The sequence below is a fragment of the Streptomyces sp. RPT161 genome, assembly GCF_027533845.1.
GTDB classification, from domain to species: domain Bacteria; phylum Actinomycetota; class Actinomycetes; order Streptomycetales; family Streptomycetaceae; genus Streptantibioticus_A; species Streptantibioticus_A silvisoli_A.
Map to the genome: position 1 here is coordinate 1 of NZ_JAPZVN010000014.1, position 26,284 is coordinate 26,284.

Below are 26,284 nucleotides of genomic sequence, written 5' to 3' on the forward strand. Positions count from 1 at the left end.
TATTGAATGGCTGTGGCCCCTGGATCCAGATCCAGGGGCCACAGCCATTTTTTGTATGCCCGCACGAAAAGAGCTGCCAGTCCAGCGGAGTTCTCCGCGGCCTGGACATAGAGGGCCTGGTAGACCGTCTCGTGGGTCACGTGCATCTCTGGCCGGTCGGGTAGGGCTGGCCGCAGGCCTGGCAGATCTACCGGGACGTACGCCTTCTCACGCAGCCGGTCGGCCATGTGGATGCGCTCGCCTCGCGCAGGTACCTGGAGGCCGGTGGGTCGGACGAGGACGGCCCGGTATCGGTGGTTGATACCGACGAGCCGGGCCGCCTCGTCCTAGCTGAGTCCTTGATCCACGAGCCGGAAGCATTGCTTCCGCTCGCGGACCAGTCTCCTTGGCCCCTGGGCCTGTCCCCGGTTCTCCCTGATCTCGAAGTCCATCGCACCCCTTGAACTGGGGTGCTGCGTCGACCACTAGAACCTAAGAGTCAGGACGTGGGCCCTCTTTCTGTCTCACTCCCGCGAGGCGGAAGCCGCGTACCCCTCGACACCGGCGGCACGAGCCAGTTCGACGTCGAGGCCTTCACGGCGAATGCGCTGGTCCATGTAGAGCAGCGCGGTCATCCCGGCGCTGAGCGGAAAGGTGAGCGTGGTGCCCACGACGCCGCCGACGGCGATGATGATGAGGAAAGACCAGCTGATGTGTGAACCGGCTGCGAAGAAGCCGGCCATGTTGTCGCTGCCGACGATCTGGGCGATCACCGTGAACGGGATCGACACGATCGAGGTGACCACGAAAGCCAGGACCACGGCGAGGAGTTGCACGCCGAAGACCCGCCACCATGAGCCCCGTACCAGCTTGTAGGAGCGGGAGAGCGAGGCGAACACTCCCTGCTTCTCCAGCATCAGGGCCGGAGACGACAGGCTCAGGCTGATGGTCAGCCAGACAGCGATGCCGCCGCCCACCACGGCGCCGAGTAGCGCCAGGCCCACACCCGCGCTCTCCGGTCCGAAGACCGCCAGGAGAATGCCGGGCGTGATGGCCACGCCGACTATCGCGAGGCCGATGGCCGGAATCAGCAATGTCAGCCCCAGCATGCGGACCAGCCGTGGCCGGGAGTCACGCCAGGCGTCGCCTGCAGTGACCGGTCGGCCCAGTACGGAACGGCTGACGATCATGGTGAGCATGGCTGTGGCGATGATCTGCCCGAGCATGCTGATGAGCGACGTCAGACCGGTTCCGGCCACCGAGTCTCCGAACGCCTTCAGCACGTCGCTGACGCTCGCGCTGGTGCCGTCGCGAAGTTTGTCCAGGCTCGGGTTGCTGGTGAAGAAGGAGCCGTTGACCGCGGTCGAGACCGCCTGCGTCACCACGGCGACGCCGAGCGAGATGCCGAGCACGGTGCGCCAGTGGGCGCGCATTGTGCCGATGGCGCCTTCGAGGATCTCCCCGACGGCCAGCGGACGTAGCGGAATCACACCTGGCCTGGGTGCCGGTGGCATCTGCTGCCAGTACGGCCCCGGCGCACCGCCCCAACCCGGTGTGCCCCACTGCGGCCCGGGGCCTGGCGGAGGCGGTGGGACGGAGCCGCCCGGTCCCGCCGGTGGCCGCGGCGGCGTACCGGACGCGTCCCAACTGGCGGGCGGCGGCTGGTTTTTGGACCACTGCGGGGGCACGGCGTCCTGAGGCGCGGGCTGCTCCGCTCCGGCGTCCGGCGCGCTGTGTTCGTCCCGGTCCGCCGGGTCGCCTTGCCCGGACGGTCCGGAAGAGCCGGCGGGGCCGGATCCGGGCGAAGCCCAGCCCGGAGAGTTGTTCATCGGTGCTCCTTTTGTTACTGCGCGTCAGGACCTGTCGGGTCGACCCCCATCGGGCCCGCGGCCATCGTGCCATGGGCGGCGCGCACACGGTCCCGTCGTGAGGGGTGCCCTGTACGGGGCATTCAAAAGCGCCCCCCGGTCAGGGCAGACTGGACAGATGGGTGATCAGTCCGTGGTATCTCTGGCCAACGACTCACAGTCCGGTTCTCCGGTCCCCATCCCAACGCTGCGTTGGGAGGAGCCGCCCGAAGGGCCCGTGCTCATACTTCTCGACCAGACCCGACTCCCCGTGGAGGAAATCGAGCTGGTCTGCACCGACGTACAGGCGCTGGTGGACGCCATCCGCACCCTTGCGGTGCGCGGTGCGCCGGTGCTCGGGCTGGCGGGGGCGTACGGGATCGCCCTCGCCGCCGCTCGCGGCTTCGACGTCGCCGAGGCCGAGCGGCAACTGGCGTCCGCCCGGCCGACCGCCGTCAACCTCGGCTACGGGGTGCGCCGCGCGGCGGCCGCGTACCGCAGTGCACTCGACACCACGGCGGACCCGCAGCGGGCCGCCCGGGCGACGCTCGCCGAGGCCCGCGCGCTGCACGCGGAGGACGCGGCGGCCAGCGAGCGCATGGCGAGCCATGGTCTGGCACTGCTGAAGAAGCTGGTGCCCGGCGGGGGTCTGCGGATCCTGACCCACTGCAACACCGGTGCCCTGGTCTCCGGGGGCGCTGGTACCGCGTTCGCCGTGGCGCACGCCGCACACCGAGAGGGCCTGCTGCGCCGCCTGTGGGTGGACGAGACCAGGCCGCTGCTCCAGGGCGCCCGGCTGACCGCCTACGAGGCGGCGCGCGCCGACATGACGTACACGCTGCTCGCCGACAACGCGGCGGGCTCGCTGTTCGCGGACGGCGCCGTCGACGCGGTACTGATCGGCGCGGACCGGATCGCCGCCGACGGCTCGGTGGCGAACAAGGTCGGCAGCTATCCGCTCGCCGTGCTCGCCCACCACCACAACGTGCCGTTCGTGGTGGTGGCCCCGACCACCACGGTGGACCTGGCCACCGCGGACGGCGCGTCGATCGAGGTCGAGCAGCGCCCAGGCCACGAGGTCACGGAGATCGCCCACCCGATCGCCGAGGCCGGGTCCGGGATCGTCCTGGCACCGCTGGGCACCCAGGCGTACAACCCCGCGTTCGACATCACTCCCGCACCGTTGGTGACCGCACTGGTCACGGAGAACGGCGTCGCCTCTCCCGTAACAGCGGCCACGCTGGCCGCTCTAGCACCGTCTGATACGCGTCAATGAGGGGATCGGAGGGGCATCTTCAGCGCCGAGGCAGGTTCGAAACGTGAGGTGAGTCACCTGACTCCATAGGTCAGATGCGAAAATGGGATGATGTCGATATGAAGGGACGCGTCCTTGTCGTCGACGACGACACCGCACTGGCAGAGATGCTCGGCATCGTGCTGCGTGGAGAAGGTTTCGAGCCGTCGTTCGTATCGGACGGCGACAAGGCCCTCGCCGCCTTCCGCGACACCAAGCCGGACCTGGTGCTCCTCGACCTGATGCTGCCAGGCCGGGACGGCATCGACGTATGCCGCCAGATCCGGGCCGAGTCCGGCGTACCCATTGTGATGCTCACTGCCAAGAGCGACACCGTGGACGTCGTGGTCGGCCTGGAATCCGGCGCCGACGACTATGTGATCAAGCCGTTCAAGCCCAAGGAACTGGTCGCACGGGTACGGGCCCGGCTGCGCCGGGCCGAGGAGCCGACTCCGGAGCAGCTCGCCATCGGCGACCTGGTGATCGACGTGGCCGGGCACTCCGTCAAGCGCGACGGGCAGGCCATCGCGCTCACCCCGCTGGAGTTCGACCTGCTCGTCGCGCTCGCGCGCAAGCCCTGGCAGGTCTTCACCCGCGAGGTGCTGCTCGAACAGGTCTGGGGGTACCGGCACGCCGCCGACACCCGGCTGGTGAACGTACACGTTCAGCGGCTGCGGTCGAAGGTGGAGAAGGACCCGGAGCGCCCGGAGATCGTGGTGACCGTGCGCGGCGTCGGCTACAAGGCCGGGCCGGGCTGACATCGGGATGCCCGCGGGCAACGGCATCGAGGCGACGGGATCCGGGCAGGGCGCGGAGGCCGGGCCCTCGCATGCCGTGAACCAGGACCAGCAGCCGCCTGGCCATGAACGCGAGCGGCTGGAAAGCCGCCACGCCGACCCGCTGCGCGGGCTGCTGCCCGTACTGCGGTCGGCGCTGCGCTGGGCGCGGCGCCCGCTGCTTCCCGCGGCACGCCTGTACCGGCGCAACATCCAGGTAAGGGTGGTCGCCACCACCCTGCTGATGTCCCTCGCCGTCGTGCTGGTGCTGGGCATCGTCGTCATCGGGCAGGTCCGCAACGGGCTGCTGGAAGCCAAGACCGCCACCGCCCAGGGCCAGGCACTGGGCGGCTTCAACGTCGCCCAGTCGCTCGCCGCCAACTCCGGAGCCCCCGGCGACCCCACCGGCACCACCAGCAACGGCACGCCGGCCGCGGGCCGCGGCCAGGTCGACCCCGGCACCTGGCTCACCAACCTCGTCCAGCAGCTCGCCAGCGGTGGCCAGGGCGTCTACTACGTGGTCGCGCTCAGCTCCGACGCCGACCAGCAGCCCTACCTCGTGGACAGCCCCAGCACCCGCGGACCGCGCGCCTCCGGCGACGTACTGCCCGAGGACAGCGTCCCCGCAGACCTGCGCAACGCCGTCGCCCAGGAGTCCGGGGCGCACCAGAAGGAAACCCTCATCAAACGCGAGGGTGACGCGGACGGCCAGCCGGGTCTGGTCATCGGCAAGCGACTCAACGACGCCAACGGCAAGGCGTACGAGCTGTACTACCTCTTCCCGTTCACCCAGGAGGAGAAGACCCTCAGCCTCGTCGAGACCACCCTGGCGACCGCCGGTGTCTTCGTCGTCGGCCTGCTCGGCGCCATCGCCTGGCTGGTGGTGCGCCAGGTCGTCACCCCGGTCCGGATGGCCGCGGGCATCTCCGAGCGGCTCGCGGCCGGATTCCTCCAGGAACGGATGAAGGTCAGCGGCGAGGACGACATCGCACGGCTCGGCGAATCGTTCAACAAGATGGCGCACACCCTCCAGACCAAGATCCAGCAGCTGGAGGAACTGTCCCGGATGCAGCGCCGGTTCGTCTCCGACGTCTCCCATGAACTGCGCACCCCGCTGACCACGGTCCGGATGGCCGCCGACGTCATCCACGACGGCCGAGAGGACTTCGACCCGGTCACCGCACGCTCCGCCGAACTCCTCCAGAGCCAGCTGGAACGTTTCGAGTCGCTGCTGTCCGACCTGCTGGAGATCAGCCGCTTCGACGCGGGCGCCGCCGCCCTCGACGCCGAGCCCATCGACCTGCGCGAGGTCGTACGGCGCGTGGTCGACGCGGCGGAACCCCTCGCCGAACGCAAGGGCAGCCGCGTCGTGGTGCGAGGTGCCGAACAGCCGATCGTCGCCGAGGCCGACGCCCGCCGCATCGAACGCGTGCTGCGCAACCTCGTGGTCAACGCCGTCGAGCACGGCGAAGGCCGCGACGTGATCGTCCGGCTCGCCTCCGCGGGCGGCGCCGTCGCCATCGCCGTACGGGACTACGGCGTCGGCCTCAAACCCGGCGAGGCCACCCGCGTCTTCAACCGCTTCTGGCGCGCCGACCCGGCCCGGGCCAGGACCACCGGCGGCACCGGCCTCGGCCTGTCCATCGCCGTCGAGGACGCCCGACTGCACGGCGGCTGGCTCCAGGCCTGGGGCGAACCCGGCGGCGGATCCCAGTTCCGGCTCACCCTGCCGCGCACCGCGGGCGAGTCCCTGCGCGGCTCACCGATCCCGCTGGAACCCGAGGACTCACGCCGCCAGCGCGCCGCCGCCAACCCCTCGAAGGCGCTTCGCGACGCGCACACCAGCGCAGCCGTGCCCGCCGCGAGGTCACCACTGCCCGCCGTACCCGCGCACCCAGCCCGCCCGCCCGCCGCCGACCCGGCCGCACTACCCGGCAGCGGGGCGAGGGTCGTCGGCCCCCGGACCACCGAGAGCGCACCGGCCGCACCGCCCACGGAACGCCCCGAACCGGCCAACACCACGGGCACCACAGCTGCGCCGGACGCCGTACGGAAGCAGGACGCGGACCGCTGACCGGCCCACAGGGCCCAAGGGGAGGACACACCGGCATGTCGCAGCCCGACCGCCGCCGCACGCCCGACGAGCGGGGCACGCCCATCAAATGGGGCGTCACGTCCGGCGCACTGATGTGCTGCGCCCTCCTGCTCACCGGCTGCGCCACCATGCCGGACACCAGCGACGTGACCAAGGTCGGCAACGAGCAGCGGGCCGACTCCGACCCGCAGGTGCGGGTGTTCGGCGTACAGCCGCAGAAGAACGAGCAGCCGATGCAGATCGTGCGCGGCTTCCTGGAGGCGACCACCAGCGACGAGGCCGACTACCAGACCGCGAAGAAGTACCTGACCGGTCAGGCCGTCCAGTGGGATCCGTTCGCGCAGATCACCGTGCTGTCCGGCGGCCCCCAACTCGACCAGGAGCGCGCCAGCGAGGCACGCGAGGACATCGGCACCACGATCACGCTCACCGGCGGGCAGGTCGCCACGGTCGACCGCAAGCACTCGTACTCGCCCGCCACGTCCGCCTACCGGACCAGCTACCACCTGGTCAAGGTCGCCGGAGAGTGGCGGATCGACAGCCTGCCGGACGGGCTGGTGCTCAGCGAGTCGGACTTCCAGCGCATCTACCGTTCAGTCAACTTGTACTACTTCGCGCAGTTGGGGCCGGAGGAGTCGCAAATCCCGCTGGCGAAGGACGTGTTGGTGGCCGACCCGGTGTATGTGCGGCGGCGGATAGACCCGGTCACCTCGACCGTGCAGGCCCTGCTGGCCGGTCCCAGCAACTGGCTGCAGCCGGTGGTCACTTCGGCGTTCCCGGCCGGGGCGTGGCTCAAGAGCCAGAAGGTCAGCCTCGACGACTCCGGCAAACTGCGGGTCCAACTCGGCGGCCCGGTGGCGCGTGCCGGACAGGGCCGGTGCCAGCGGATGGCGGCACAACTGCTGCACACCGTCCAGGAGCAGTCGTCCACACAGGTCACCTCCATCGACGTGGTGGGACCTGACGGCGCCACCCTCTGCTCGTTGGGGCATGACCAGGCGCAGGCGTACGCGCCCGCGCGCGTGGTGGGCAACGGCGCGCAGCAGTACTACGTGGACACCGACCACCGCATGGTCGCCGTCGCCGGAAACGCCGAGACCGCCCACCCGGTACCCGGCCCGTTCGGGGAGGCGTCGGCGCACCTGCAGTCCGTCGCCGTGACCCGCGACGGGCAGACCGCCGCAGGCGTCAGGGCCGACGGACGATCGCTGTACGTGGCCCCGCTGTCCTCCGGCGGCACCGCGCGTGAGGCGCTGACCAGTGAGGCCCGCGACCCGTCGCAGGGACTGTCCGCGCCCAGCTGGGACGGCCTGGGCAACCTGTGGGTCGCCGACCGCGACCCGCAGCACCAGCGGCTGCTGATGTGGCGCGACGGCAAGACCACCGAGGTGTCGGTGCCCAATCTCGCGGACGGCCAGATCAAGTCGCTGCGCGTCGCGGCCGACGGGGTACGGATCGCCCTGCTGATCCAGCAGGGCGGGCGCACCACGCTCCAACTGGGCCGCATCGAGCGCTCCGGAACCGCGCAGCAACCGCAGATCTCGGTGACCGAACTGCGCGCCGTGGCGCCGCAGTTGGACGATGTCGAGGCGGCCTCCTGGGCGGGCGAGAGCCGCCTGGTGGTGGTCGGCAAGCAGTCCCGCGGTGTGCAGCAGTTGCAGTACGTGGACACCGACGGCTCCGCCGCGTACACCCCGACCCTGCCGGGCATCAGCAAGGTCTCCGCGGTCGCCGCCTTCGAGGACCAGCAGCGGCCGCTGCTGGTCGCCTCCGACGAAGGCATGTACCAACTGCCGATCGACGGTGACTGGCAGCAGGTGTCCCCGGACGGGACCGCACCGGTCTACCCGGGCTGACGCCCCGGGAGCATCGGCGCAGGGCCGTCCGTGCGGGGGCTCGTCGGGCGACTGGCGGACTTCGGGACCGCCTTGCGAGGGAATACGCCCGCCCTGGGCCTCCCCGAGCCCCCTGGGGCCTCCAGCCCCGTCTACGAGCTGTCCACAGCCCGGTTATCCACAGGGGTGGCCCCACCCCCGCCCCACCGGCACAGTAATCCCATGCGGTCGTGGTGTCGGGAACTCGCCGATCTTGTACTACCCGTCGACTGCGCGGGCTGCGGCCGGGTTCGCAGCGCCCTGTGCGACGGCTGCCGGGAGAAGCTGTGCGACGCGGGCACGGTCCGGCGGGTCTGGCCGGACCCCGTGCCGCCGGGACTGCCCGCGGTCTACGCCGCGGGCGCGTACGAGGACCAGGTGCGCGCGGTGCTCCTCGCGCACAAGGAGCGCGGCGCACTGCGCCTCGCCGAGCCACTCGGCGAGGCCCTGGCGGAGTCGGTGCGCGCGGCGATGCGGGGGGTGGGGGGAGGGGAGGGGGAGGGGGAGGCCCCCCACACCCCCCTGCTCCTGGTCCCCGTCCCCTCCGCTCGGCGGGCCACCGCGGCGCGGGGGCATGATCCGGCGCGGCGGGTGGCGTTGCGGGCGGCGCGAGAGTTGCGTCGCGGCGGGGTGTCGGCGCGGGTGCTGGCGGTGCTGCGGCAGCGGCGGCTGGTCGCCGATCAGGCGGGTCTTTCGGCGGCGGAGCGTCTGGAGAACCTGGCGGGTGCGCTGGAGGCGGTTTCCGGCAGTGGACGACTGCTGCGGGTCGGTCCTGTCGTGGTGGTGGACGACGTGATGACCACGGGCGCGTCGCTGGTGGAGGCGGCGCGTGCGGTGCGGGAGGCGGGCGGTCGGGTGTGTGCCGCCGCGGTGGTGGCCGCGACGCCGCGTGCGTTCGGGCTGGTGGGAGCGGTGCCGTCGGTGCGGCGGGTGAGCCCGCCGGAGGACTCGGCCGGCGGGCGCCGCTCGCGGGGGCGCGCCGGTGACCGGGGGCGCCGTCGGGAGCGGTGATTACGCCTGGTCACAAGGGAATTGGAACCGACTGTGCCGGTGAGTCGTTGCTCGTAGTACGAGAGCGGATGCACCCGAACGGAGGTATAGCCCCACAGGGGGTGCCGACCTCGGCTTCCGAGGGCTATGTTCGGTTGTGAGGAGTGTCAGATGCTATGTCGCTGATCGCCGGGCTTGAAGGGAGTTGCGGCATTCGGTGTGCATGGCATCAGTCGTACTCCGCACAGCCGGGCAGCAGCATTTCCACCGAATGGATGGGGTGTTGATCTTCCCCTCGGGGGAGGAGGAGGTGAAAGCCGCGACCTCGCTGCTCCGGAGGCGTCTGGGGCTGGTGGGGTGGCAGTGATCGCAGTGCCGGATGGGACTGGTGCCCGCCGGCCTTAGCGCAAGGGATGTGCCCCGCGCGCGCGGGGCTGTCCGGGAACGGAGTTCTGCGTGGACATCGTCGTCAAGGGCCGTAAGACCGAAGTGCCCGAGCGGTTTCGCAAGCACGTGGCCGAGAAGCTGAAGCTGGAGAAGATCCAGAAGCTGGACGGCAAAGCGATCAGCCTGGATGTCGAAGTCTCCAAGGAGCACAACCCGCGGCTTGCCGACCGTTCCGACCGGGTGGAGATCACGCTGCACTCCCGGGGCCCGGTGATCCGGGCCGAAGCGGCGGCGAGTGATCCGTACGCGGCGCTGGACGCGGCGACCAGCAAGTTGGAAGCGCAGCTGCGCAAGCTTGCCGACAAGCGGCACATGGCCCGTCGTGGCGGCCGTGCCGCGGTCAGTGTCGCCGAGTACACCGCGCCCCTGGCCACGCTCAGTGCGGAGGCGGGCGCGGAAGGCGCCGTCGGCGGCGTTCCCACCACCAAGGCGGGGCCGCTGGATGTCCAGGGTGAAGGCCCGCTGGTCGTCCGCGAGAAGACCCACGCCGCATCCCCGATGACGCTCGACCAGGCGCTCTACGCGATGGAGCTGGTCGGACACGACTTCTACCTGTTCGTCGACTCCGAACGGCACCAACCGAGCGTGGTCTATCGGCGCCACGGCTATGACTACGGCGTCATCTACCTCAAGGAGGACCCCCAGGCAGAGCCTCCTACCGGCGCGGGTGGAGCGCTGCGTCGGTGATCGGAGCCGGTGGCGCCCCTGGCGAGTCCGGGGGCGCCGCTGTGTCCGTGGTTAACCGCGCGCCGTTGTACGGCGTGAAATCATGGTGGGAGTGCCAACCGGCCTGAGCTGGGGGATGGTTGGCCCGCCATCGCCGTGCAGTGCAGTTGCCTTGGGGCACTGGCCTGAGGGGGAGGAACCGATGCCGGACAGCTTCGAGTCGGCGGCCGTCGAAGGGGACGACGGCCGGGGCAGGGGCGAGCGGCGCAGCGAGCCCATCAGGGTGCTGGTCGTGGACGATCACGCCCTGTTCCGGCGCGGTCTGGAGATCGTGCTGGCGCAGGAGGAGGACATCCAGGTCGTCGGTGAGGCCGGGGACGGGGCGGAGGCCGTTGAGAAGGCGGCCGATCTGCTGCCCGACATCGTGTTGATGGATGTGCGGATGCCGCGGCGTGGCGGTATCGAGGCGTGTACGTCCATCAAGGAGGTGGCCCCCAGCGCGAAGATCATCATGCTGACGATCAGCGATGAGGAGGCCGACCTGTACGAGGCGATCAAGGCGGGGGCCACGGGGTATCTGCTCAAGGAGATCTCCACGGACGAGGTGTCGACGGCGATCCGCGCCGTTGCCGATGGCCAGTCGCAGATCAGCCCGTCGATGGCGGCCAAGCTGCTCACCGAGTTCAAGTCGATGATCCAGCGCACCGACGAGCGCCGATTCGTGCCCGCTCCTCGGCTTACGGATCGCGAGTTGGAGGTGCTGAAGCTGGTCGCCACGGGGATGAACAACCGTGATATCGCCAAGGAGTTGTTCATCAGCGAGAACACCGTCAAGAACCATGTGCGCAACATCCTGGAGAAGTTGCAGTTGCACTCCCGGATGGAGGCGGTGGTCTACGCGATGCGAGAGAAGATTCTGGAGATCAGGTAGCCCGCACGGGGCTTGCCCCTCACGCCAGTTGCCTCATCAGCTCGGCGGCCAGCTTGTGGTCGTCCATGCGCTCCACCCGTATCGTGTCGCAGCCCACCCACTCCGCCGCCTCCTGTAGCGCCTTCGCCATGGGGGTCACGGCCTTGGGGCTGCTCACCGAGATCTGACGGGCCACGAGGGTGCGTCCCTCGCGTGCCGGGTCTACCCGGCCGACGAGTTTGCCGCCTGCCAGCAGTGGCATCGCGAAGTAGCCGTGTATGCGCTGGGGTTTGGGCACATACGCTTCCAGGCGGTGGGTGAAGTCGAAGATCCGCTGGGTGCGGGCGCGGTCCCAGATGAGGGAGTCGAACGGGGACAGCAAGGTGGTGCGGTGCCTGCCGCGCGGCTCGGTCGACAGTGCCGCGGGGTCGGCCCATGCCTCTGCGGTGCCGCCCCGTGCGGCGGCCTTGCGGCCGGTGGCCCACCCTTCGACCTCGACGGGCACCAGGCCGGTGTCCTCGATCACCGCGTCGACCTGGTCGGCCTTGAGTCGGTGGTAGTCGGCCAGGTCGGCGCGGGTCGCCACGCCCAGTGCGGCGCCTGCCTGTGCGACCAGTCGGCGTAGGCATTCGGTGTCGGCCAGGTCGTCGTGCAGCAGGTCGCCGGGGACGGCGCGTTCGGCGAGGTCGTAGACCCGTTTCCAGCCGCGTCGCTGGGTGCACACCACCTCGCCGGTGTCCAGCAGCCATTCCACGGCGATCTTCGTCTCGGACCAGTCCCACCACGGTCCGCCGTTCTTGGCGCCGCCCAGTTCGGTGGAGGTCAGTGGTCCGTCGGCCTTCAGCCGGTCGAGCACCGCGGCGCAGGACCGCTCGGCGTCGTCCAGCACGTGCCAGCGGTGGCCCTTCGCGCGGCGGGCTCGGCGGCGGAAGGCGAAGTTCGGCCATTCCTCGATGGGCAGCACGCATGCCGCGTGTGACCAGTACTCGAAGGCCGCCGCGCCGGTGGCCTCGGGCGAGCGGCGGGGCGCCGGGACGTCGGCGCCCCAGTACGCCGATTCCACCGCGGTGCGTCCGACGCCGCCGAGCCGGGCGTAGGGGACGAGTTCGTGGGAGCGGGCCAGTACCGAGATCGTGTCCAACTGGACGGCGCCGAGCCGCCGCAGCGTTCCGCGTACTCCGCCTCGCCGGTCCGGTGCGCCGAGCAGCCCTTGGGCGCGCAGTGCTATCCGGCGGGCCTCGTCCGCGCGGAGCGTGGCCTCGGGGCGCCGGGTGGCGGGCGTGGTGCGCGGCGGATTCGTCATGTGGATCAGCGTAGGGGGCACCACTGACAACGCCGGGGGCGTGCGGTCAGGGACGCGGGTGGGGCAGGTACGGGGTGGCGGTCTCCAGTGACCAGTCGGAGGGCAGCAGCGCGCCGATCCACGCGTCGCGCCGGACGCCCTGGTGGACGATGCGGGCGCGCAGGGTGCCCTCCATCCGGAAGCCGGTCTTGAGGGCGACCGCCCGCGATCCGGCGTTGCCGACTTCGGCGTACCACTCCATGCGCTGCACGCCGAGTGCGGTGAAGGCCCACTGGCACGTGGCGCGTGCCGCCTCGACGGTGTAGCCGTGGCCGCGCTGTTCCCTGGCGGTCCAGTAGCCGAGTTCCGCCTGCCGCTCCTCGGTGTGCAGCAGCGCCAGCCGTACCAGGCCGACCGTGCCGACGAGCCGGCCGTCCGCCTTGGTGAACACGCCGAAGGGGTACTGGGTGTCGGTTCGCCACCCGTCCGGGGAGATCCGCTCGACGAACGTCTGTGCGTGTTCGGGCGTGTACGGGGAGGGTACGGAGGTCCAGCGCTGGATGTCCGGGTCCTGACAGGCGGTGTACACGGCCTCGGTGTCGCGCGGCTCCAGGGGGCGCAGGAGCAGGCGTTCGGTGGTCAGGGTGACGGGTTCCATCGGAGGAGTATTTCCGGTCGCTTACCCCTTTGGACAGGTAATTTCCGTCACTGACCGGAGTGACAGCGCGCGGGTCCGACGGCGGACCTCCCGACGGGCTGGTGTCCTCGCTTACGATGGCCGGTGCAGCGGAGGCTGTAGACAGCTGTATACAGCCAAGCGAAACACCCGCTGTGCCCAGTGCGAGAGAAACGTGCCAGGCCCGACCGGCAAGGAGCCAGCCTACGTGTCCGTCTTCGGCAAGATCCTGCGCGCAGGCGAGGGAAAGATCCTGCGCAAGCTGACCCGCATCGCGGACCAGGTCAATTCCATCGAAGAGGACTTCGTCAACCTCACGGATGCCGAGCTGCGGGCCCTCACCGACGAGTACAAGCAGCGGTACGCGGACGGCGAGAGCCTGGACGACCTGCTTCCTGAGGCGTTCGCCACGGTGCGCGAGGCCGCCAAGCGGGTGCTCGGACAGCGCCACTACGACGTCCAGCTGATGGGTGGCGCCGCGCTGCACCTCGGGTATGTGGCCGAGATGCGTACCGGTGAGGGCAAGACGCTGGTCGGCACGCTGCCCGCGTATCTGAACGCGATCTCCGGCAAGGGCGTCCACCTGATCACGGTCAACGACTATCTGGCTGAGCGTGACTCGGAGTGGATGGGCCGGGTGCACCGCTTCCTCGGCCTTGAGGTGGGCTGCATCCTGGCCAACATGACTCCGGCGGAGCGCCGTGAGCAGTACGCGTGCGACATCACGTACGGCACCAACAACGAGTTCGGTTTCGACTACCTGCGCGACAACATGGCGTGGTCGCAGGAAGAGTTGGTGCAGCGCGGCCACAACTTCGCGATCGTGGACGAGGTCGACTCGATCCTGATCGACGAGGCCCGTACCCCGCTGATCATCTCGGGTCCGGCGGACCAGGCCACCAAGTGGTACAGCGACTTCGCCAAGTTGGTGCAGCGGCTGAAGCTGGACCGCGACTACGAGATCGACGAGAAGAAGCGCACCGTCGGTGTCCTGGAGGAGGGAGTCACCCGGGTCGAGGACTGGCTGGGCATCGACAACCTCTACGAGTCGGTCAACACGCCGCTGGTCGGCTTCCTGAACAACGCCATCAAGGCCAAGGAGCTGTACAAGCGCGACAAGGACTACGTCGTCATCGACGGCGAGGTCATGATCGTCGACGAGCACACCGGCCGTATCCTCGCGGGCCGCCGCTACAACGAGGGCATGCACCAGGCGATCGAGGCGAAGGAGGGGGTGGAGATCCAGAACGAGAACCAGACGCTGGCCACCATCACCCTGCAGAACTTCTTCCGCCTCTACGACAAGCTGTGCGGCATGACCGGTACGGCGATGACAGAGGCCGCCGAGTTCTACCAGATCTACAAGCTCGGCGTGGTGCCGATCCCCACCCACCGTCCGGTGCAGCGGATGGACAAGTCGGACCTGATCTACCGCACCGAGGAGTCGAAGTTCCGGGCGGTCGTGGACGACATCGCCGAGAAGCACGAGAAGGGCCAGCCGGTCCTGGTCGGCACCACCTCGGTGGAGAAGTCGGAGTACCTGTCGCAGCAGTTGGCCAAGCGCGGCGTGCCGCACGAGGTGCTCAACGCCAAGCAGCACGACCGGGAGGCGACGATCGTCGCGCAGGCCGGTCGCAAGGGCGCGGTCACGGTGGCCACCAACATGGCGGGCCGTGGTACCGACATCAAGCTCGGCGGCAACCCCGACGACCTGGCCGAGGCGGACCTGCGACAGCGCGGTCTGGACCCGGTGGAGCACGTCGAGGAGTGGGCGGCGGCGCTGCCCGAGGCGCTGGAGCGCGCGGAGGCCGTGGTCAAGGCCGAGTTCGAGGAGGTCAAGGAACTCGGCGGGCTGTATGTGCTGGGCACCGAGCGGCATGAGTCGCGCCGTATCGACAACCAGTTGCGCGGTCGTTCCGGCCGTCAGGGCGACCCCGGCGAGTCCCGGTTCTACCTGTCGCTGGGTGACGATCTGATGCGCCTGTTCAAGGCGCAGATGGTCGAGCGCGTGATGGCGATGGCGAACGTGCCGGACGACGTGCCGATCGAGAACAAGATGGTGACCCGGGCGATCGCGTCCGCTCAGTCGCAGGTGGAGCAGCAGAACTTCGAGATCCGCAAGAACGTCCTGAAGTACGACGAGGTGCTCAACCGGCAGCGTGAGGTGATCTACGGCGAGCGCCGCCGGGTCCTGGAGGGCGAGGATCTGCGGGAGCAGGTCATGCACTTCATGGACGACACCATCGAGGACTACATCAAGGCGGAGACGTCCGAGGGCTTCGCGGAGGAGTGGGACCTCGAGAAGCTGTGGGGCGCGTTCGCGCAGCTGTACCCGATCACGGTCACCATCGACGAGCTGGACGAGGCGGCGGGCGACCGTGCGGGCGTCACCGCGGACTTCATCTCCGAGATGATCGTGGAGGACATCCACAAGCAGTACGAGGCGCGGGAGAAGGAGCTCGGCTCGGACATCATGCGCGAGCTGGAGCGCCGCGTGGTGCTGTCGGTGCTGGACCGCAAGTGGCGTGAGCACCTGTACGAGATGGACTACCTCCAGGAGGGCATCGGGCTGCGTGCCATGGCGCAGCGCGACCCGCTGGTGGAGTACCAGCGTGAGGGCTTCGACATGTTCAACGCCATGATGGACGGCATCAAGGAGGAGTCCGTCGGCTACCTGTTCAACCTGGAGGTCCAGGTCGAGCAGCAGGTCGAGGAGGTTCCGGTGCCGGTCGACGCGCTGCCTGCGCTGGAGAAGGAGGACGTGGTTCCGGCGGGCGCGGTGCGTCCGGAGATCCGCGCCAAGGGCCTGGAGGCTCCGCAGCGCCCGGACCGGCTGCACTTCTCCGCACCGAAGGTGGACGGTGAGGGCGGCATCGTCGAGGGTGATTTCAGCACCGGCGGTGAGGGCGCTCCGGTCGTGTCGGAGACGGACGGCATGACCCGTGCCGAGCGGCGCAAGGCGCAGAAGGGCGGCCGTCGCCGCAAGAAGTAGCGAGGGCGTGTACAGGGCCGGGTTCCCGACGGAGGCCCGGCCCTCGTGCGTCACCATGCCGGTGCCGCGCATTCGAGGGCGGTGCAGCGCCAGCGGCGGTCGGTGCCGAGTTCCAGCCGGAACGCCAGTGCCCGCAGGGTGTCCCCGAAGCGGACCCGGGCGAACGCCTCGCGTACCCCGGGTGCGGGCGCGCGGTAGCCGCAGCCGTGGACTCGGGGGGCGGGGTGGCCTTTGGGCGGGCGCAGTGCGCCCTGGGAGGCGAGCTGCCACAGCCGTTCGTAGGCGGCCTCGCCGGATGTGTGGCCGAGCATCCAGGCGGCCGGGCGGCGGCCGCTGAGGACTTCCACCAGCCGGTCGGCGAACCACCAGTGCGGTTGCGCCTGCCGTGCCGTGTCGGCGCTGGTGTGGTGGCCGGGGCGGTGCGGCCGTGGTCCGGGGGAGCCCGGGCCTGGTGGGCCGGGGCGCCGGTTGTCGCGGCGGGCGGGCGGCGCGGTGACCGTCGGTGGCCGTCGGGCGGTGGTGCGGGCCGGGCGGCGGGCGTCCGCTGCCGGGTCGAAGGTGCTGGTGGTCATCGCTGGGTTCCCCTGCTCTGCCTGGCGCAAGGTCGCCGGGCGGTTGCTGTCCGTGGTCGAGGAGACTTCTAGCGAGCGCGCGGCGACGGCGACAAGGACCGGCGGACCGGCGGGGAGGCGGCCGCGGAATTCACCTATCAGGGTGATGGGCGCGTGCTGGCGCGCCGGATCCGGCGCTTCCGGGGGCGGCGGGGCGACCGGCCGGGCCGGGACGCACCCCACGAAGGGGGACGCCCTGCCCGCACGGGTGACCGGCCGTGCGGGGCGCGACCGTATGCTGAGACCGTTCCTCATCGGTACGGCCACGGAGCGGCAGCGATGCGCGTCTACATCCCCACGACCCTGCCCGGACTCGCCGAGGCCCACAAGGCGGGCGAGCTGGGTCCGGCACCGCTGGACGCGTACGCGGTCACGCCCGCGCTGCGTGAGTGGTACGTCTCGGACGACATCGAGGAACTGGAGTACGCGGCCCTTTCCCGGGCGGCGCAGGCCAGCCTGCGGCTGCTGGCCGGGGATGCCGCCGCGGCGCGCCGCCGCGTCGTGGTCGCGGTCGACGTGGCGGACGGCGCGGTGACCGCCGACCCGGACCGCGGACTGGACCCGGCCGCGCTGGGCGTGGTGCGCCTGGCGGCGCCGGTGCCGCTGTCCAAGGCGGCCGCGGTGCACGTGGACGCCGAGGACGCCGAGCCGGACGTGGCGGCGGCCGCCGATGCGCTGGGCGCGGCTGACGCGGGCGACGACGACGCGCGGTTCGTGGTGGACGGCGCCGAGGACCACGAGCTGCTCTGGTACGCCACGCAGGAGATCCCGGCGCTGATCGGCTGAGCCCCGGCCCGATTGTCAGATCCCACCGGTACCGTCTTGAGCATGACGGCTCACCTGGTCTGGGACTGGAACGGGACCCTGCTCGACGACGTCGACGCGGTGGTCGAGGCGACGAACGCCTCGTTCGTCGAGATAGGCCTGCCGTCGATAACCCGCGAGCGGTACCGGGAGTTGTACTGCGTGCCGGTGCCGCGGTTCTACGAGCGGCTGACCGGGCGGCTGCCGACGGAGGACGAGTGGCTGGTGATGGACGCGATATTCCACCGCCACTACTGGGCGCTGGCCGGCGGCTGTGGTCTGGCCGCCGGGGCCGTGGAACTGCTGGCGGCGGGCCGGGAGGCGGGGCGCACCCAGTCGCTGTGCTCGCTGGCGCCGCACGACCGGCTGGTGCCGCTGGTGCGCGAGCACGGCATCGAGTCGCACTTCGTCCGGGTGGACGGCCGGGTGGGCCGGTCCGGTGAGGGCAAGGCGGAGCATCTGATACGCCACCTCGCGGCGCTCGACGGGGTCGAGCCGCGGCACACGGTGGTCATCGGTGACGCGGTGGACGACGCCGCGGCGGCGTCCGCGGCGGGCGTGCGGGCCGTGCTCTACACCGGGGGATCCCATGCCAGGGCCAGCCTGGAGGCGGCGGGTGTACCGGTGGTGGACAGCCTGGCGGAGGCGGTGGCGGAGGCGCAGCGTCTCGTCGGCTAGGGCGCGGCGTCCGGTCGGCCAGGGGAGGCTGCGTTCGGCGGAACCGGCGGGGTGGTGGCGCGCTTCGGCGGGTGGCCATGGCGACGTGGCCATAGTGTCGACATCGACCTGTGTCTTTATACATAAAAGGTCGCTGACAGCTTCCCCGCGCGGAGAGATAGCCTTAGCTCCGTGATCAGCGCGATAGCCATCGGGGGCGACGGTGCCCCCGCGCGTCCGGGGCGGCACCACGCCCGGGTCGCCGCTGACCGTTACATCCGGGTCAAATCCTGGGACAACCGCCCGGACATCCCTCACCTAGGCATAACGTCGTTCCCGAACGGCAATCCCGCGCCGGGGCGACCAGCCATCACACCTATTGACGTCACGCAACGGCGCGCGACAGGAGTCAGAGGACATGCAAACCAAGCTGGACGAAGCCAAGGCCGAGCTGCTCGACCGGGCGGCACGGGTAGCTGAGAACAGCCCGGCGGGGGGAGAACCTGGACCGGGCCTCGATACGACCGAGGCCGTCCAGACATTCCTCCAGCGTTACTACCTGCACACCGCCGCCGAGGACCTCGTGGACCGCGACCCGGTCGACGTGTACGGCGCCGCGATGTCGCACTACCGCCTCGCGGAGGTCCGCCCCCAGGGCACCGCCAACGTGCGCGTGCACACCCCCTCCGTGGAGGAGAACGGCTGGACCTGTAGCCACACCGTCGTCGAGGTGGTCACCGACGACATGCCGTTCCTCGTCGACTCTGTCACCAACGAGCTGTCCCGCCAGGACCGGGCGATCCACGTGGTGATCCACCCGCAGGTCGTCGTCCGCCGCGATGTCACCGGCAAGCTGCTGGAGATCATCGGCACCGGCAACCTCGTCGAGGCCGCCAGTGCCCGGCTGCCCGGCGCGGAGCTGCCGCACGACGCCTGCGTGGAGTCCTGGATCCACGTCGAGATCGACCGCGAGACAGACCGCGAGGACCTCCACCAGATCACCTCTGACCTGCGCCGTGTGCTGTCCGACGTCCGCGAGTCCGTCGAGGACTGGACGAAGATGCGGGACGCCGCGCTGCGCGTCTCCGACGAACTGGCCGCCACCCCGCCGCCGCTGCCCGAGCTGGAGGTCAGCGAGGCCCGTGAGCTGCTGCGCTGGCTCGCCGACGACCACTTCACCTTCCTCGGGTACCGCGAGTACCGGCTGGCCACCGAGCCCGGCCCGGACGGTACGCAGGAGGACGTGCTGACCGCGGTGCCCGGCACCGGTCTGGGCGTCCTGCGCTCCGACCCGCAGCACCGGGTCAGCGAGGACGGCGGCCCGGCCTCGCCGTCCTTCAACCGGCTCCCGGCGGACGCCCGTGCCAAGGCGCGCGAGCCCAAGCTGCTGATCCTGACCAAGGCCAACAGCCGCGCCACCGTTCACCGTCCCTCGTACCTCGACTACGTCGGTGTGAAGACGTTCGACGCCGACGGCAACGTGACCGGTGAGCGTCGCTTCCTCGGCCTGTTCTCCTCGGCGGCCTACACCGAGTCGGTCTCCCGCATCCCGGTGATCCGCCGCAAGGTGCAGGAAGTGCTCTCCGGGGCGGGCTTCACCCCCGACAGCCACGACGGCCGCGACCTGGTGCAGATCCTGGAGACGTACCCGCGCGACGAGCTGTTCCAAACCAGCGCGGACGAGCTGCGTCCGATCGTCACCAGCGTGCTGTACCTGCAGGAGCGCCGCAGGCTGCGGCTGTTCCTGCGCAAGGACGAGTACGGCCGCTACTACTCGGCGCTGGTCTACCTGCCGCGGGACCGCTACACCACCGCGGTCCGGTTGCGGCTGACCGACATCCTGAAGGAAGAACTCCAGGGCCGCACCGTCGACTTCACCGCCTGGAACACCGAATCGGTGCTCTCCCGGCTGCACTTCGTCATCCGGGTCGCCCCGGGCACCCAGCTGCCCGAGCTGACCGACGCCGAGGTCGACCGCATCGAGGCCCGGCTGGTGGAGGCCGCCCGCTCCTGGGAGGACGGCTTCAACGAGGCGCTGGCCGCCGAGTGCGGCGAGGAGCGGGCCGCCGAGCTGTCCCGCCGCTACGCGCACGGCTTCCCCGAGGGCTACAAGGCCGACTTCACCCCGCGTACCGCCGTCGCCGACCTGCAGCACCTCGAACAGCTCAAGCCCGAGGGCGACTTCACGCTGTCGCTGTACGAGCCGGTGGGCGCCACCCGCGGCGAGCGCCGCTTCAAGATCTACCGCACCGGCGCGCCGGTGTCGCTGTCGGCCGTGCTGCCGGTGCTCCAGCGGCTCGGTGTCGAGGTGGTCGACGAGCGCCCGTACGAGCTGAAGCGCTCGGACCACACCAGGGCGTGGGTGTACGACTTCGGCTTGCGCCTGGACCGCTCGGTCGGTGACATCGGCGATGACGCCCGTGAGCGGTTCCAGGAAGCGTTCGCCGCGGTGTGGACCGACCAGGCGGAGAACGACGGCTTCAACGCCCTTGTGCTGCGCGCCGGTTTGACCTGGCGGCAGGCGATGGTGCTGCGCGCCTACGCCAAGTACCTGCGGCAGGCGGGCGCCCCGTTCAGCCAGGACTACATGGAGGAGACCCTCCGCACCAACGTCCACACCACCCGGCTGCTGGTCAACCTCTTCCAGGCCAGGATGTCCCCGGAGCACCAGCGCGCGGGCTCCGAGCTGATCGACGGGCTGCTGGAGGAGCTGGACGGCGCGCTGGACCAGGTCGCCTCGCTGGACGAGGACCGGATCCTGCGGTCCTTCCTCACCCTGATCAAGGCGACGCTGCGCACCAACTACTTCCAGCACGACGCGGACGGCAAGCCGCACCCGTACCTGTCGATGAAGTTCGACCCGCAGGCGATCCCGGACCTGCCGGCGCCGCGCCCGGCGTACGAGATCTGGGTGTACTCGCCGCGGGTCGAGGGCGTGCACCTGCGGTTCGGCAAGGTGGCGCGCGGTGGTCTGCGCTGGTCGGACCGGCGTGAGGACTTCCGCACCGAGGTGCTGGGCCTGGTCAAGGCGCAGATGGTGAAGAACACCGTGATCGTGCCGGTGGGCGCCAAGGGCGGCTTCGTCGGCAAGCGGCTGCCGGACCCGGCGGTCGACCGGGACGCGTGGTTGGCCGAGGGCATCGCCTCGTACAAGACGTTCATCTCCGGTCTGCTGGACATCACCGACAACCTGGTCGGCGGCGAGGTCGTGCCGCCGCACGACGTGGTCCGGCACGACGAGGACGACACGTACCTGGTGGTCGCCGCGGACAAGGGAACCGCGACGTTCTCCGACATCGCCAACGAGGTCGCGATCTCCTACGGCTTCTGGCTCGGCGACGCGTTCGCCTCCGGCGGGTCGGTGGGCTACGACCACAAGAAGATGGGCATCACCGCCCGCGGCGCCTGGGAGTCGGTCAAGCGGCACTTCCGCGAGATGGGCCACAACACCCAGGAAGAGGACTTCACCGTCGTCGGTGTCGGTGACATGTCCGGTGACGTGTTCGGCAACGGCATGCTGCTGTCCGAGCACATCCGGCTGGTCGCCGCCTTCGACCACCGGCACATCTTCATCGACCCGGACCCGGAGGCCGCCAGCTCGTACGCCGAGCGGCGCCGCCTGTTCGAGCTGCCGCGCAGCAGCTGGGCCGACTACGACAGCAAGCTGATCTCGGCGGGCGGCGGGGTGTTCCCGCGCAGCGCCAAGTCGATCGCCATCACCCCGCAGATCCGCAAGGCGCTGGGGCTGGCGGGCAACGTCGCCAAGCTGACTCCGGCCGAGCTGATGAAGGCGATCCTGCAGGCGCCGGTCGACCTGCTGTGGAACGGCGGCATCGGCACGTACGTCAAGGCCTCCACGGAGTCGCACGCCGACGTCGGCGACAAGGCCAACGACGCGATCCGGGTGGACGGCTCGGACCTGCGGGTCAAGGTGGTCGGCGAGGGCGGCAACCTCGGTCTGACCCAGCTGGGCCGTATCGAGTTCGCCCGCAACGGCGGCCGGATCAACACCGACGCGATCGACAACAGCGCCGGTGTGGACGCCTCCGACCACGAGGTGAACATCAAGATCCTGCTCAACGCGGTCGTCTCGGACGGCGACATGACCGTCAAGCAGCGCAACCAGCTGCTGGCGGAGATGACCGACGAGGTCGGCGCGCTGGTGCTGCGCAACAACTACGCGCAGAACGTGGCGCTGGCCAACAGCATGGCGCAGGCGGCGAGCCTGCTGCCCGCGCAGCAGCGGTACATCCGCCGCCTGGTGCGGGAGGGCAAGCTGGACCGGGCCCTGGAGTTCCTGCCCACCGACCGGCAGATCCGTGAGCGGCTCAGCGCCGGTCAGGGGCTGACGGATCCGGAGACCTGCGTTCTGCTGGCCTACGCGAAGATCACCACGGCGGCGGAGCTGATCGCCACCACGCTGCCGGACGACCCGTACCTGCGGGGGCTGCTCCACGCGTACTTCCCCAAGGCGCTGCGGGAGCGGTTCCCCGAGCAGGTCGACGGGCACGCGCTGCACCGCGAGATCATCACCACGCTGCTGGTCAACGACACGATCAACACCGCCGGTACGACCTTCCTGCACCGCATGAAGGAGGAGACCGGCGCCTCGACCGAGGAGATCGTCCGGGCGCACACCGCGGCCCGCACGATCTTCGACATGGCGCGGATCTGGGACGAGGTGGAGTCCCTGGACAACGTGGTGGCCGCGGATGTGCTCACCCGCGTCCGGCTGCACTCGCGACGCCTGGTCGAGCGCGGCACCCGCTGGCTGCTCAACAACCGGCCGCAGCCGCTGGAGATCGCCGAGACCATCGAGTTCTTCAGCGAGGGCGTGGCCACGGTGTGGGGTCAGCTGCCGAAGCTGCTGCGCGGCGCGGACCTGGAGTGGTACCAGGGCATCCACGACGAGCTGACCGGTGCCGGGGTGCCGGAGGAGCTGGCGACGCGGGTGGCGGGCTTCTCATCGGTCTTCCCCGCGCTGGACATCGTCGCGGTGGCGGACCGGGTGCAGAAGGATCCGCTGGATGTCGCCGAGGTCTACTACGACCTCGCCGACCGGCTGCGGATCACCCAACTGCTGGACCGCATCATCGAGTTGCCGCGCGCCGACCGGTGGCAGTCGATGGCCCGGGCCGCGATCCGCGAGGACCTGTTCGCCGCCCACGCGGCACTGACCCAGGACGTGCTGTCGGCGGGCAACGGCTCGGCGACGCCGGAGCAGCGGTTCGCCGCCTGGGAGCAGAGGAACACGGCCCTGCTGGGCCGGGCCCGCACCACCCTGGAGGAGATCCAGAGCTCGGACTCGTTCGACCTGGCGAACCTATCGGTGGCCATGCGGACCATGCGTACGCTGCTGCGCACGCACAGCTGAGCCGAAAGGGGCGCGGGGCTCTGCCCCGCGCCCGCTTTGGGGCCGCGCGTTGCGGCCCCGGCGCCTGCGGACCGCTCTTGGGGCCCGCGCCTCCGGCCTGAGCCTCCGCCGGGGTGTGCCCCAACTCCCGGGGTTCAGCGGGGCGTTGGGGTCAGCCGTACCAGTCGTTCGCCTGTCTGCGGGCTTGTCGCGACCAGCTTGCCGCCTGCGGGGAGGGGCTGGCCGTGGTCCAGCAGGGCCCAGGCGGCGTGGTAGCGGGTGGCCACCAGGTGCTGGACGGCTGGGGTGGCGTGGGGGGAGAAGTAGACGCGTACGTCGTGGCTGCGGCGGTTGCGGACGGCCACGGGCAGGGATGGGTCGGGCCAGGCGCCGGAGACCAGGAAGATCCCGTAGGCGGGCAGGACGTGGGTCGCGCGGTAGTCGTCGCTGAGGACGACATCGCCGACGGGGATGTGGTCGCTCGCCCAGCGGTAGCTGGGCCAGGTGGCCAGGTGCTGCAGATGGGGGATCTGCACGATGGAGCCGGTCTGCACCGCCAGCCCGATCGCCGCCGCCCCGGCCGCGACCGCCGCCATCACCCTGCGGGCCAGGCCCCACGGGCGGGCCCGCACCAGCTCCACGGCCAGGGCGAACTGCGGGGGAGCGAGCAGCAGCCCGAAGATCCGCCCGTAGGTGTAGCGACCGCTGAACCAGCCGTACGCCGCGATGGCGATGTCCGCCAGCCACAGCAACGGCAGCGGGTCCAGACGGTGCCGCCGGAAGCGCAGCCACAACGCGGGTACCCCGACCAGGCTCAGCCCGTACCAGGTGATCAGCCGCCGCCCGTACAGCTGTTTGTGGAACTTGTCGACGGTGGTGTCCCCGGCGAGCGCGAAGACGTCGTAGTACGGCCAGGCGACGGCCAGGACGACGGCCACCGCGACGGTGAGCGCCCAGCGGGCGGCGACCGTGCGGTCCCAGTTCCGCTGCCAGCCGACGACGATCGCGGCGATCCCGGCCGCCGCGCCGATGGACGTGATCGGGTGGATCAGCAGGATCAGCCCCATGCACACCCCGATCACGGCATGCGTCAGCAGCCCCGCTCGGGCGCGTGCGGCCCGCGCGGTCAGCGCCCAGGTGTGCAGGGTCAGCGCGATCGCGAAGGTCGAGGGGAACGTCACGTTCCGGGTGAGCGCGCCCGGGTTGAGGAAGCCGCTCCATGCCGCCGGCCGGATCCCCCACAGCAGCATCAGTGCGGCGAGCGCCAGCACCGGAACCCAGCGGTTCCTGCTCAGTGTGCGGGAGAACGCGGCGACACCGGCCAGGAAGAAGGCCAGGTTGACCGGCGCCCATCCCTTGAGGACCTGCCAGCCCGCCAGCCCGGTCACCTTGGCGATCAGGCCGAGCAGGACGATCAGCGGCGAGTAGTACGGGCTGTTGTCGCCGGAGACGTCGACCAGCGGGTTCGCCGGGTGCAGCGGATCGGCCTTGATCCGGTCGATCGCCGAGGCGTGCTGGCCGAAGTCGGAGATGATGTTGTTCCGCCAGGCCAGGACGGTGATCAGGACCAGGAAGGCCGTGGCGGCCAGGGCGTAGGGGCTTGGCCGCCAGCGCGCCAGCCGGGCGGCACCGCCCGCGCGCGGCTCCCGCCGCCTGGCGCCCGTACTGCCGCCGTCCGTTGTCAACACACCCGCCATGAACCCTCCCGCACGTCCTCGGGGCGCGTCGCGGCGCCCACCGACAATGACCGCGCGCGGGTTACGGGCAGGAGGCGAACGGGCCGCCGCCAGCCAACGGCAGGTGGTCGGTTTCACGGTCGGCCGGGTTTCCGTCGGCGCCCGGACCGGGCCGGGTGTCCGCGCGGCCCGAGAGGGAGGGATTCCCCCAGGTTTCGGCGCGTCGTCCGCCGGTCACTCAATAGGGCGGATTGACGGATGCGCCGGTTTCGAGAGCCCGTCCGTTACCTCCGAATGGCCTGATTAGTCGTATGAGTCATGTCACCCGTAGGGGTTATCCGGGCCCGCCCCCTTGCGAACTGGGGTGGGGTGCTCACTAGCGTCTTCACAGTGACCACAGCCGACACTTTGCAGAAGAACGGATCAGCCTCCGGGGCACCGGAGGTGGACTCCCCGGCGCGGCCCGCCACGGCGGCCGGAACAAGGCCGAAGCGTGACCCCTTCTTCGACAACGCGAAGTTCCTGCTGGTGGTCCTGGTCGTCATCGGTCACAACTGGTATCCGCTGATCAGCCACACACGGGCGGTCAAGGCCGCGTACCTGGTGGTCTACTCCTTCCACATGCCCGCGTTCATCCTGCTGAGCGGGTACTTCTCGCGGAGCTTCGAGGCGCGCCCCGACCAGGTGCGCAAACTGATCAAGACGGTCCTGGTGCCGTACCTGATCTTCGAGACGTTCTATCTGGCGGTGGTCGCCGAGGCGGACGGTCATCCGTTCAAGATGGATCTGACCTACCCCAGTTACCTGTGCTGGTTCCTGATCGCGCTGTTCGTTTGGCGGTTGACCACGCCGGTGTGGCGGGCGATGCCGCAGCCGCTGCTGGTGTCGGTGCTGGTCTCGGTGGTCGCCGGGTTGACGAACGTCAGTACCGATCTGGCGCTTTCCCGCGTGCTGCAGTTCCTGCCGTGGTTCGTGGCGGGCCTGTTGATGAAGCCGGAGCACTTCCGCTGGCTGCGACGCCGCGCGGTACGGCTGTGGGCCGCCGCGGCGCTGGTCATCGCCCTGCCGGTGGCGTACATCCTGGCGCCCACCGCCAACGCGGACTGGCTGTCCATGGAGTACGGCGCCACCGATCTGCACGTCGGCGCAGTGGAGTACGTGGCCATCAGGGCCGCGCTGTTCGCCGTGGGCGCGGTGCTGGTCGGCGCGGCGCTGGCGCTGGTGCCCGCCCGTCACCTGTGGCTGACCGCCCTGGGCACGGTGACCATGTACCCGTACCTGCTGCACGGGCTGATCGTGAAGTCCGCGCAGGCGAACGGGTTGTACGACCTGGTGGCCAACTCCGGGCCGCCCGC

Annotated in this window: 16 protein-coding genes and 2 pseudogenes; 12 read left to right on the forward strand and 6 right to left on the reverse strand. The window is 70.3% G+C overall.

Going from position 1 to position 26,284, the window contains the following annotated elements; translation table 11 throughout:
* Positions 1 to 84: 84 nt before the first annotated feature.
* Both O5O46_RS35645 and O5O46_RS24150 read right to left on the reverse strand, forming a co-directional pair.
* Positions 85 to 431, reverse strand: a pseudogene (locus O5O46_RS35645) (hypothetical protein); the annotation flags it as partial.
* Positions 432 to 503: 72 nt separating this feature from the next.
* Entirely contained in the window at positions 504 to 1,808 is a 1,305-nt protein-coding gene (locus tag O5O46_RS24150; RefSeq protein WP_269857658.1) for a hypothetical protein, read from the reverse strand.
* Positions 1,809 to 1,965: 157 nt separating this feature from the next.
* Here O5O46_RS24150 and mtnA point away from each other — a divergent pair, with 157 nt between their 5' ends.
* The 7 genes from mtnA (at position 1,966) to O5O46_RS24185 (ending at position 10,899) form a co-directional block, all read left to right on the forward strand.
* Positions 1,966 to 3,102 (forward strand): S-methyl-5-thioribose-1-phosphate isomerase, encoded by a 1,137-nt coding sequence (mtnA, locus tag O5O46_RS24155; RefSeq protein ID WP_269857659.1) that lies wholly within the window; start codon positions 1,966 to 1,968, stop codon positions 3,100 to 3,102.
* 98 nt (positions 3,103 to 3,200) lie between these two features.
* Complete coding sequence (mtrA, locus tag O5O46_RS24160) at positions 3,201 to 3,878, forward strand: two-component system response regulator MtrA (RefSeq protein WP_255932903.1); 678 nt, start codon at positions 3,201 to 3,203, stop codon at positions 3,876 to 3,878.
* 7 nt (positions 3,879 to 3,885) lie between these two features.
* The gene (gene mtrB, locus O5O46_RS24165) at positions 3,886 to 5,970 is read left to right on the forward strand and encodes an MtrAB system histidine kinase MtrB (RefSeq protein ID WP_269857660.1); all 2,085 of its coding nucleotides are present in this window, start codon (positions 3,886 to 3,888) and stop codon (positions 5,968 to 5,970) included.
* Between the two features lie 35 nt (positions 5,971 to 6,005).
* Complete coding sequence (locus O5O46_RS24170) at positions 6,006 to 7,847, forward strand: LpqB family beta-propeller domain-containing protein (protein ID WP_269857661.1); 1,842 nt, start codon at positions 6,006 to 6,008, stop codon at positions 7,845 to 7,847.
* A gap of 201 nt (positions 7,848 to 8,048) precedes the next feature.
* Positions 8,049 to 8,876, forward strand: coding sequence for a ComF family protein (locus O5O46_RS24175; RefSeq protein WP_269857662.1), 828 nt, complete (start codon positions 8,049 to 8,051; stop codon positions 8,874 to 8,876).
* 435 nt (positions 8,877 to 9,311) lie between these two features.
* Positions 9,312 to 9,989, forward strand: coding sequence for a ribosome hibernation-promoting factor, HPF/YfiA family (gene hpf, locus O5O46_RS24180; RefSeq protein ID WP_269857663.1), 678 nt, complete (start codon positions 9,312 to 9,314; stop codon positions 9,987 to 9,989).
* A 181-nt stretch (positions 9,990 to 10,170) separates the two neighbouring features.
* Entirely contained in the window at positions 10,171 to 10,899 is a 729-nt protein-coding gene (locus O5O46_RS24185; protein WP_269857664.1) for a response regulator, read from the forward strand.
* A gap of 19 nt (positions 10,900 to 10,918) precedes the next feature.
* On the opposite strand, the gene O5O46_RS24190 is transcribed toward O5O46_RS24185, so the two are convergent.
* The gene (locus tag O5O46_RS24190; protein WP_269857665.1) at positions 10,919 to 12,181 is read right to left on the reverse strand and encodes a winged helix-turn-helix domain-containing protein; all 1,263 of its coding nucleotides are present in this window, start codon (positions 12,179 to 12,181) and stop codon (positions 10,919 to 10,921) included.
* A 46-nt stretch (positions 12,182 to 12,227) separates the two neighbouring features.
* On the reverse strand, positions 12,228 to 12,818 hold the full coding sequence (locus O5O46_RS24195) for a GNAT family N-acetyltransferase (RefSeq protein WP_269857666.1): 591 nt from the start codon (positions 12,816 to 12,818) through the stop codon (positions 12,228 to 12,230).
* A gap of 226 nt (positions 12,819 to 13,044) precedes the next feature.
* Here O5O46_RS24195 and secA point away from each other — a divergent pair, with 226 nt between their 5' ends.
* Positions 13,045 to 15,828 (forward strand): preprotein translocase subunit SecA, encoded by a 2,784-nt coding sequence (secA, locus tag O5O46_RS24200; RefSeq protein ID WP_269857667.1) that lies wholly within the window; start codon positions 13,045 to 13,047, stop codon positions 15,826 to 15,828.
* A 50-nt stretch (positions 15,829 to 15,878) separates the two neighbouring features.
* Here secA and O5O46_RS24205 read toward each other — a convergent pair whose 3' ends face one another.
* Positions 15,879 to 16,400, reverse strand: a complete 522-nt coding sequence (locus tag O5O46_RS24205) for an Rv3235 family protein (protein ID WP_269857668.1) — start codon at positions 16,398 to 16,400, stop codon at positions 15,879 to 15,881.
* Between the two features lie 318 nt (positions 16,401 to 16,718).
* Between O5O46_RS24205 and O5O46_RS24210 the strand changes: the two genes are divergently transcribed.
* The 3 genes from O5O46_RS24210 (at position 16,719) to O5O46_RS24220 (ending at position 23,274) form a co-directional block, all read left to right on the forward strand.
* Positions 16,719 to 17,225 carry a DUF6912 family protein gene (locus O5O46_RS24210; protein ID WP_269857669.1) on the forward strand — a complete coding sequence of 169 codons (507 nt, stop codon included), beginning with the start codon at positions 16,719 to 16,721 and terminating at the stop codon, positions 17,223 to 17,225.
* Between the two features lie 42 nt (positions 17,226 to 17,267).
* Positions 17,268 to 17,921 (forward strand): HAD family hydrolase, encoded by a 654-nt coding sequence (locus O5O46_RS24215; protein ID WP_269857670.1) that lies wholly within the window; start codon positions 17,268 to 17,270, stop codon positions 17,919 to 17,921.
* Positions 17,922 to 18,318: 397 nt separating this feature from the next.
* On the forward strand, positions 18,319 to 23,274 hold the full coding sequence (locus O5O46_RS24220) for an NAD-glutamate dehydrogenase (protein WP_269857671.1): 4,956 nt from the start codon (positions 18,319 to 18,321) through the stop codon (positions 23,272 to 23,274).
* A gap of 134 nt (positions 23,275 to 23,408) precedes the next feature.
* Here O5O46_RS24220 and O5O46_RS24225 read toward each other — a convergent pair whose 3' ends face one another.
* A complete protein-coding gene (locus tag O5O46_RS24225; RefSeq protein ID WP_269857672.1) occupies positions 23,409 to 24,950 on the reverse strand; it encodes a hypothetical protein in 1,542 nt (513 codons plus the stop codon).
* Positions 24,951 to 25,247: 297 nt separating this feature from the next.
* Between O5O46_RS24225 and O5O46_RS24230 the strand changes: the two are divergent.
* Positions 25,248 to 26,273: pseudogene (locus O5O46_RS24230) on the forward strand (acyltransferase family protein); the annotation flags it as partial.
* Positions 26,274 to 26,284: the final 11 nt, after the last annotated feature.

Excerpts from the sequence above, each read along its gene's own strand:
- mtrB (WP_269857660.1), top strand. The coding sequence starts at position 3,886 with ATGCCCGCGGGCAACGGCATCGAGGCGACGGGATCCGGGCAGGGCGCG.
- mtrA (WP_255932903.1), top strand. The coding sequence starts at position 3,201 with ATGAAGGGACGCGTCCTTGTCGTCGACGACGACACCGCACTGGCAGAG.
- O5O46_RS24170 (WP_269857661.1), top strand. The coding sequence starts at position 6,006 with ATGTCGCAGCCCGACCGCCGCCGCACGCCCGACGAGCGGGGCACGCCC.
- O5O46_RS24225 (WP_269857672.1), bottom strand. The coding sequence starts at position 24,950 with ATGGCGGGTGTGTTGACAACGGACGGCGGCAGTACGGGCGCCAGGCGG.
- mtnA (WP_269857659.1), top strand. The coding sequence starts at position 1,966 with ATGGGTGATCAGTCCGTGGTATCTCTGGCCAACGACTCACAGTCCGGT.
- O5O46_RS24210 (WP_269857669.1), top strand. The coding sequence starts at position 16,719 with ATGCGCGTCTACATCCCCACGACCCTGCCCGGACTCGCCGAGGCCCAC.
- O5O46_RS24215 (WP_269857670.1), top strand. The coding sequence starts at position 17,268 with ATGACGGCTCACCTGGTCTGGGACTGGAACGGGACCCTGCTCGACGAC.
- O5O46_RS24185 (WP_269857664.1), top strand. The coding sequence starts at position 10,171 with ATGCCGGACAGCTTCGAGTCGGCGGCCGTCGAAGGGGACGACGGCCGG.
- O5O46_RS24205 (WP_269857668.1), bottom strand. The coding sequence starts at position 16,400 with ATGACCACCAGCACCTTCGACCCGGCAGCGGACGCCCGCCGCCCGGCC.
- O5O46_RS24175 (WP_269857662.1), top strand. The coding sequence starts at position 8,049 with ATGCGGTCGTGGTGTCGGGAACTCGCCGATCTTGTACTACCCGTCGAC.
- O5O46_RS24150 (WP_269857658.1), bottom strand. The coding sequence starts at position 1,808 with ATGAACAACTCTCCGGGCTGGGCTTCGCCCGGATCCGGCCCCGCCGGC.
- O5O46_RS24195 (WP_269857666.1), bottom strand. The coding sequence starts at position 12,818 with ATGGAACCCGTCACCCTGACCACCGAACGCCTGCTCCTGCGCCCCCTG.
- O5O46_RS24220 (WP_269857671.1), top strand. The coding sequence starts at position 18,319 with ATGCAAACCAAGCTGGACGAAGCCAAGGCCGAGCTGCTCGACCGGGCG.
- O5O46_RS24190 (WP_269857665.1), bottom strand. The coding sequence starts at position 12,181 with ATGACGAATCCGCCGCGCACCACGCCCGCCACCCGGCGCCCCGAGGCC.